Origin of the sequence: Saccharicrinis carchari (genome assembly GCF_900182605.1) — a bacterium.
In the GTDB taxonomy this organism is placed as follows: Bacteria; Bacteroidota; Bacteroidia; order Bacteroidales; family Marinilabiliaceae; genus Saccharicrinis; species Saccharicrinis carchari.
The window spans coordinates 552877-561449 of record NZ_FXTB01000002.1; the positions used below are offsets into that span (position 1 = coordinate 552877).

The following is an 8573-nucleotide window of genomic DNA, read 5'->3' on the forward strand; positions in this document are numbered from 1 at the left end:
AGGATCGGGGCCGGCTCCCGATGAAAGATCGGGACAGGTTATGAGAGTTTTCTCTCACACTACCTGGCCCGTCAATGCGGGAAGGGAGCTTATTAATGGCGAGACCATCAAATACCAATAAAGGTCAAATATTTATAATGAGATGAAAAAAATTATAGCACTAATTGGCATTATAGGCATACTATCAGCTGTAAATATTAATGCTCAAAAAAGCAATATAAAAGTTCTGGTTGTAGCACATAATCCAGCCAAGGAATATGTAAAAAGCTACAGTGGACCAATGCCGGGTGAAAGAATAAAAGAATTGGCGAACAAACGAGGTGAAGAGTATAAAAAGTTCTTGAGTGAATATTTTAAGAAGGTAGATATTGTAAATTCAGATGAATATAAGGCCGCTATGTCTGATGCTTACGATGTAACAATTCTCGACGATTTGCCTGTGCCTATTGATACTTTGGATTTTGGTTTATACAGAAATGGGAAAAGTATTGTATATGGAGGAGAACCATTGATGTATCCCAGGTATTTGCCCGAAGATTTTGACAGGGCTTTGATCGTAATAGGAGATCAAACAGATGACTTGGGCTATATGATTCCGTCTAAACTGATGACCCAATGTCATTGTATTGAATTTGGATATGGCTATAATACAAATACTGAGCATACTATTTTTAATGCACCTCTTAAGGTAAATTTGGATTGGGTTAAAGTAAAAACCCCTAAAAATTTCAAGAAGTATTACTCCGGTGTAAACCTGCCAGACGAAATAGATGTATGGTGGGCACAAACCGAATCATCAGGCGACCGAAAAGGCTATTGGGTTGGCCAAATCCTCGTTGGCCTTGGCTTTGATGATTCACCGGACAGTGAGTTTATTTCCAGTAGCAATAGTATTAAGGATATTAGTGGAATGGCATTAGGTCGTAATGGCAATATGTTTCATTGGGGCTTTTCTGCTTCACCGGCATTTATGACCGAGCAGGCAAAAGAAGTTTTTGTGAACACCATCCATTATATGGCTAATTTTAATGGTAAATCAACTATTACAAATTACAAATCCAACAGCCGCCTTTGGGCCAATGAATGGTGCTACAGAAAAACAAAGCAGCTTTTAGATACGGAAAACGAATATACGCCAACAGGTGATGCTGTAATCGATAGTACCTATCTCTATTATAAAGATAACTATCCCTATTTCTATATAGATGGGATGGGGGTGATGCCAATAGTGGATGAAGAAGCAAAATCGTTGGGCATAGCCAATAACGATATACAGCTTATAGAACAATGCATTAAAATGCTTGGGAAAGGCAAAGAAACAGAAAAAGCCTTACGTCTGTTGCATCGCTATACCAACTTTAATTATACCACTGCTAAGGATTGGAAAAATTGGTACAAGACCTATAAAGACTATCTGTTTTTTACCGAACTGGGTGGTTATAAGTTTATGATTGATACTTACAATAATCCTGAACTTAAAATACAGTTGTCTACCGCTGATAAAACAGAACCTAAGGCGCGGCTTGTTAACAAGGTAACTAACCACGAAGACGAGATTTTAAAGATAGAATGTAAACTTTTATCCGGTACACAAGATAACTATACCGTAGAGTTAAATCTTGATATTAAAGACGGCTGGCATATATATGCCGATATGCCGGAGGATGGGATTTTTATTGAAACCAAAATTAGTTTCGAAACACCAGAGGGTATCGTACTTAATGGATCGTTAAAAAAGCCCAAAACACATAAGTATGACGAAATGGAGGGGGTAACATTATACCAAGGGAAATCCTTATTTACGCAAAGCATAAGTTTAGATAAAAAGAAGTACAACGGCGCCCCAATTGTATGCAAGGTCTACTATCAGGCTTGTGATTCATACAAGTGTAACCCTCCTGTAGAACAACAATTAAAATTAATGGTTAAATGAAGATAAAATACAGATTACTCCTGGTTTGTATGGTTTTTATTTACAGTGCCTCCTATAGTCAGGTCGCTCAAATGGTACAAGACCAGGTAATTGAATCGCAACTGCTAAAGGCTGCTCTTGATCTAAAAGCTAGGGGGGATTATGTAAAACCTCAGGAGCTGGAATCGCAGGTTAAATCAAGAGTTGGTAAGTTAAAACTAAATAGTGCTGTTGGGGCAAGTGCCAACAAAATAGAGGACTATTATGAGGTACAAAAGAACAAAACCTTAATTATTGCTCGATTATGGAATCAGCCGGATGGGCAAAGCAATATTTTATATAAAAGCTGCGCTTTCCCAATCACTAGCGATGGGGTCTGCGTGACTAACCATCATGTTTTTCGTCTTCATCCCGAAAAAATGGAGGATATACTATATATCGTAATGGACTATGAAGGGAATGTATATGAAATAGAAGAGGTGTTGACCGGTAGTTATCAGGACGACATGGCTGTGTTTAAATTAAAAGGTGAGCCCAAAATGAGTCCTGTTGCAATAGGCCGGGAGCCAAAGGTTGGCGATAAGGTTAAACTGGTCAGTCACCCGGCAGGTAGTTATTATTATTATAGCCAAGGTTATATCACACGTAGCTACTGGTATGCCGATAATAAAAGTAAACGGATGAGCATGACGGCAGATTTTTCATTGGGAAGTAGTGGTGCTCCAATTTGCGATATCAATGGAAATTTAGTAGGAGTTGTAGCCAATACTTACTACCTGCCAATGGGGCAAAACCCTCAAATTATCGTCAAAGAGTTTAGTCCGGTAAGTAATCTTTTTAAGTTGATAGGAATAGACTAAAGGTTATTGGCCTAGTAAAACAGATTTAGCTTACATCCAAAAACACACCTAGTATTAAATTATAGGTTTGTTTAACACAAAGTACATCGTTAAGCTGACTTGACTTTTCTTATTTAAGGATTGCTGGGATGGAAGACCCTCTCCAATGGACGGTCTTCCATTCTATGCAAGAAAGTTAAGGTTTAATGTTGAACTGCCGTGTTTTTTAGGGTACCTCCTGATCCTGTGCTTGCTACTAATGCGAAATCACGGGCTATCGTTTTACACCCCGGAACGTAACTGTATAATCGGAGTATTTGTATATCTTTCAGTGATAATCAGAATCAAATAGGATTTAGATGCCATTAATCTTAAGCTATGAATCAAGGCGGTCAAAATGCTCTTTTTTATTCTTTTTGAGGGCATACTTCCGAAAATCTTCCGCTAATAGGGATAATCATCCGCCGTAATTAAAAACAAACCTTAAACTGGCCATCGTAGATAGGGTTATTTTATTCCTTTACATTCATAGGGCAATGAAAAAATAAAAACAGTTTCATTACTCAAGGTCTCCACCCAAATATCACCACCAAACGCCCCCATAATCTTTTTTGAAATGGACAATCCTAAACCAACCCCTGAATTGGCAAGTGTTTGATCATTATGAATCTTAACAAAGGGTTCGAATATTATTTGTTTTTGATGATCAGGTATACCTCTACCCGTATCCGAAACATAAAATTTAATTGTGTCATTGGCTACCTCACAACCGTACTTTACCTCACCTTTATCTGTATTTTTAATCGCATTATTTAGCAACTCATTAAACACTTGCTTTAACAATAGTGGATCAGTATGTATTTGTTCTGTAAAATTAGTCGCTAATGGTATATGTGACAATTTAAGCCCCCTTTTTTCTACTCTATCATAAAATGAACTATAAAGTTCTCCGAAAAACTTATTGATATCAATAGCAACGATTTGAGGCTGAAGAAATTCGGATTCTATTTTTGACATGTGCACAAGATGGTTAATAATTTCAAGCAACTCATGTCCTCCATTAATTATTTGTTTAATATATTTAAGCTGAAACTCTCTACTGTGATCTTCAAGCTCTAATACTTGAGAAAAACCAATTATACAATTCATTGGTGTGCGTATCTCGTGGCTAATGTTTGACAGAAACGATTTGGTTAAACGTTCACTTTTTGAAACTTTGACTATTGCTTGTTCTAATTCTGCATTTAGTTTAGTCAAATTTATCTTATCATCAGCCAGTCGTTCATTTGCAAATTTTAAACTTTCAATGGTTTTCGATAATTGAATCTGCATTGATTTGACAGACCTGGACAAATCTCCAATCTCATCGTTTCTTTGAGTTAAAGAGTCATCAATTGGTTGGTCTAAGTTTCCTTTAGCCAGCCTATTTGTAAGCCAACCAATACGAGTAATAGGAACAGTTAAATTTTTTGCCAATGAATAGGATAAAAAAATGGTTAACAAGAGAAAAAATAAGCCTAACCAAATTGTATTACTCTTAATGACTTTTAGTACGGTTACTAAATCTTTATGAGGAACCAACATAATTATGGTATGCTTTGTTTTACCAAGCGGCATAACAGCAACTTCATAAGATTCGCCGTTAAACTTTATTTCGGGCAAAAGGTGAAGTGACTGCCTATTCAAAAAATACTCACCTTTTTCATCAGGTAGAAAATTATAAATGGATTTATTATACTCATTTCGATTCTCAGAAAGTTTAATAATCCCTTCCTGGTTTATTAACCATATTTTACTATTAGGTGAAAACTTGTATTGCTCAAATTCACTTATTAATATGGAAGGATCAAATGCAACAGATGCAACTCCTACAGGTTCAGTTATATCTCCAATCATAACATTGATAAATAATAATGTTTTTCCTAAATTCTCGGTAAAATCCAGGTGAAAAGCAATTTTTTCTTTCTCTTTAATGAATTTAAAAAACCACCTGTCATCCGGATCAGAATCGGAAATAGAATCGAATAATTGATTGTTATCTTTCCAGTAATGGTTCGTACTTTTATTGACGATGGAAACCATTGCAAAGCTTTGAACCTTCTTTATCCAATCTAATTTTGATAAAATTTGATTTCTAAGTTCTTCATCTTTTTCATCTTCTATAAACCATTGTATTATAGTGGAGTCAGAAGCTAATAACTCTGCCGTAATAATTGACTTTTCAAGAATCGATTGAAGGGATGACTGAGACGCTTTCAGATCAGTAATGAGTTGTTTGCCACGGATTTCATTTATTAAAGCTTTTTTTACCGCGAAATAATGAAAAACACCAAGCAAACAAACAATAAAAAGAACAAACACGCTTATTTTAATAAACATCAAATTGTTAATGCTTTTAAAACGATAGTTTACAATCTTCGTTATAGACATAGTAATTAAAATAATTGATGGTTGTAATAATTGATATTTAACTAACTAAACAATACTTTTGATATCATACCAAATGCAAATATACGCTATTTAAAGTCTTTGGTTTCAATATGTAAATTGAGATAAGATTGCAATATCTAGTATAGTGCGTAGCAGTAGACCGGGCATTCTGTTTTTTTCGGACACCCGATCCGGTTTTATTCGGGTGCTTTTTTGGACTGGCAATACGATTGCTAAACAAAAATGTGCGTAAATTTACCACATACGAAAAATATACTCCTACCTCAGGTTACGATCTCTATAATATACAAAAGAAGCACATTGTTTTTGAGTAAAACAATATCACAGAAATATTCAATATTTTCAACTGAACCAACTTTCTTTATTTTCGTTATATATCTTTATATTAGGGGTTTTTTTAAAAAAAGTATACTTGAACTTAGGTCTAACATACGCTGGTATTTTATCTTCTTTTGATACAGTTAAAGGAATATTATTGATTTTACATTTTTAATATATACTCTTTTAATTGGCCCATTGTATGTATATGGCATTTATTATCACGCCTATACTAATATTCCTGTGTCCTTAATCAATGGCCTCATCCTGATGGGATTTGTAACTATCACTATTTTTAGTAAAAAGATTCGGCTAACAATAAAGAAAAATGTACTCTTATTTATATTAGTATATGGTATACTGTCAAGCATTTATAGCTTTGGAATTTTTGGTGGTGCAGAATTTTTTATGATTCTAATATTTGGATTATCAACCTTTTATTATTCAAAATGGTTTGCGATATGTATCAACGTGAGTGTAGTCCTTTTCTACCTTACTTTCATGATATTATATACGAACGAAGTATTAATATACACTGTTTCACCAATCGAATCAGCCAGCAATGGAATTATATGGCTGTCAGACCTTCTGTTAACATTTATAACTATAGGCATTGGTGGTTACGCTCTAAATAAAACCTTTTTAGCTTATAGTCAACAGGTGAAAGAAAAAATAGAGAACTCGAAAGATATGCATCACACCATCGAGAACCTACCAATCCCTGTTGGAATAGTCAATCGCAATAAAGAAATTGTTCTTGTTAACAAACAATTTAACAAATACTTTGGTTACAAGGATAAGGATATATTAACATTTAATGATTGGCTGCTTAAGGTATATCCAAACCCGATAGAACACAACCGTAAAAAAGAAGAAATTGAATTGTTAATGAAAAAAGGATTCGAGGAGCAGCAGGCTGACCCAATAGAATACCCTAATTTACTAACAAACCACAACAAATTAAGAAGTTTAGAAGTACATCATACAATAATTGGGGATATGGCCATTTGTGCATTCATTGATTTAACAGAAAGGAAGCGGCAAAAAAGACTGCTCGTTGAAACAATGATGCAGGCAGAAAAAAAAGAGAATGCCAGAATTGCCCGTGAATTACATGATGGTATAGGCCCATTACTCTCCACAGCAAAAATCTATGCCCATAGTGTAGGCAATAGTTGTGTATGTAATATGAATGACGAACGTTTAGAACGTTTAAACTACTTATTAGACAACTCTATACTTGAGATAAGAAATATAATCAATAACATTGGCCCCCAAATATTAGAACAATATGGCCTATCAAAAGCCATTCAGTCATTTATCGACCATATTCAACCCGTATCAAATATACACTTTGAGTTTAATAGTGGCAGTATAAATGTTACCTCCGGGCTTATTGAATTTGCGATTTATAGAACCTTAATCGAATTAATTAATAATTCAATAAAATATGCCACCCCAAAAGTCATTTCTATTAATATGATGCAAAGCTCAAAAAAATTTAAACTCAGATATAAGGATGACGGAATAGGCTTTGATTATAAAAAGGTATGGGCAAAAGGCTTTGGTCTTGAAAATATAAATAGCAGAATAGAAAATATAGGTGGTAATGTAACGTACACAACATCAATTGGCAATGGTGTTTGTGTTGATATTCTAATACCACAAAAGAGTATAGTTGTATGATTAAAATTGTTATAGTTGAAGACCATGAAATGGTACGCGAAGGCTTAAAAGTACTGATAAATCAATGGTCTGATATGAATATTGTTGCCGAATATAGTACCGGAGCCGAATGGCTTGACAATATCGGAATGATTGAAGGTGATGTGGTTTTAATTGATATTAACATGCCAAACATGGATGGTTTAACAGCTATTAGCCAAGCTTTAACGATAGATACAGCTATTAAAGTAATTGTGTTATCCATGCACAATGACAGTAATTATTTTAGAGAAGCATTTGTTGCAGGAGCAAAAGGCTATTTACTTAAACAACTTAGCGCTCAAGATCTTGAAAAAGCCATTAGAGAGGTTTATAAAGGAAATACTTATTTTTCAGACGAGTTTTTATTAAAAGTTGCAAAAAGCATAAAAAGAGGACAAGATAAATCAGTCGAAACAACTAAGGGTAATATTTCGCTTTCTGACCAAGAGCGTCAATTGTTAAGAAATGTTTGTAAAGGATATACGAACAAGCAGATAGCTGAATCTATGTTTTTAAGCGTTAAAACAATAGAAAGTCAAAAATCAAAGCTAATGAAAAGATCTAACTCGAAGAATAATGCCAGTTTAATTGTGTGGGCAATTAAAAATCAAATTGTGGATTTATAGCACGGCATTAGGGAAAACCCTTGATGCAAAATAGAATTTTCCCTACACAAATATAGGGAACTCATGCAAACTTATTTGTTTCTATATCGTTCAATTAGTCATGAAAGCAGAAGAAAGTTATAAGGTAATTATTGCCGATGATAGTCATTTATTTATCGAAGGTATGCAATTACTTTTTGAAGAGTTGCCACAATATGAAATAGTTAGTATTGCACACAATGGTAACGCAATTTTGAATCATCCCGATCTGGCATTTATTGATTTATTACTATTAGATGTTAATATGCCCTTGTTGGATGGCATATCGGCAGGACGCCAAATAAATTTTAAATATCCTGATTTAAAGATGGTGGCGATTACCTTAAATAGTGATCAGGTTTATTTGGAACAGCTCATTCGTTCAGGATTTAAAGCTTTTATAGACAAAGCTAAAATTACAACACATTTAAGTACTGTTTTAAATAAAGTGATGGATAATAATTTCGTTTTTCCACAAGAAATTTTGTCTAACCTAATTCCTGAATAATACATCGGCATCCCCCTAAAATTATTCATAATTAATCATTCTATATTTCCTGGGATAATACGGCTAAAATCTATTCAATATGGATTTCAGAATAATGAGTGGATATTCCGGAGCAAGCTGACCCCCTTAGCAAACGTTGGTTGAAGTCATGAATTTAGCATGACATTCCGGCGGATGCTGACCCCTTAAAGTGC

At 34.4% G+C, this 8573-nt stretch carries 6 protein-coding genes; 5 read left to right on the forward strand and 1 reads right to left on the reverse strand.

Annotated elements, in window-relative coordinates; all coding sequences use genetic code 11:
• The first annotated feature begins 142 nt into the window (after positions 1 to 142).
• Together FN809_RS06645 and FN809_RS06650 are read left to right on the forward strand one after the other, a co-directional pair.
• Positions 143 to 1933 (forward strand): protein-disulfide reductase DsbD domain-containing protein, encoded by a 1791-nt coding sequence (locus tag FN809_RS06645; RefSeq protein WP_142532708.1) that lies wholly within the window; start codon positions 143 to 145, stop codon positions 1931 to 1933.
• Positions 1930 to 2772 (forward strand): S1 family peptidase, encoded by an 843-nt coding sequence (locus tag FN809_RS06650; protein ID WP_142532709.1) that lies wholly within the window; start codon positions 1930 to 1932, stop codon positions 2770 to 2772. The genes FN809_RS06645 and FN809_RS06650 overlap by 4 nt, the downstream gene beginning before the upstream one ends.
• 486 nt (positions 2773 to 3258) lie before the next feature.
• Here FN809_RS06650 and FN809_RS06655 read toward each other — a convergent pair whose 3' ends face one another.
• Positions 3259 to 5130: an ATP-binding protein gene (locus FN809_RS06655; RefSeq protein WP_185957476.1), complete on the reverse strand. Its 1872-nt coding sequence runs from the start codon at positions 5128 to 5130 to the stop codon at positions 3259 to 3261.
• Positions 5131 to 5790: 660 nt separating this feature from the next.
• Here FN809_RS06655 and FN809_RS06660 point away from each other — a divergent pair.
• From FN809_RS06660 to FN809_RS06670, 3 genes are all read left to right on the forward strand, one after another.
• Positions 5791 to 7206: a sensor histidine kinase gene (locus tag FN809_RS06660; RefSeq protein WP_185957477.1), complete on the forward strand. Its 1416-nt coding sequence runs from the start codon at positions 5791 to 5793 to the stop codon at positions 7204 to 7206.
• Entirely contained in the window at positions 7203 to 7853 is a 651-nt protein-coding gene (locus tag FN809_RS06665; RefSeq protein WP_142532712.1) for a response regulator transcription factor, read from the forward strand. The genes FN809_RS06660 and FN809_RS06665 overlap by 4 nt, the downstream gene beginning before the upstream one ends.
• 100 nt (positions 7854 to 7953) lie before the next feature.
• On the forward strand, positions 7954 to 8379 hold the full coding sequence (locus tag FN809_RS06670; protein WP_142532713.1) for a response regulator: 426 nt from the start codon (positions 7954 to 7956) through the stop codon (positions 8377 to 8379).
• The last annotated feature ends 194 nt before the right edge of the window (positions 8380 to 8573 follow it).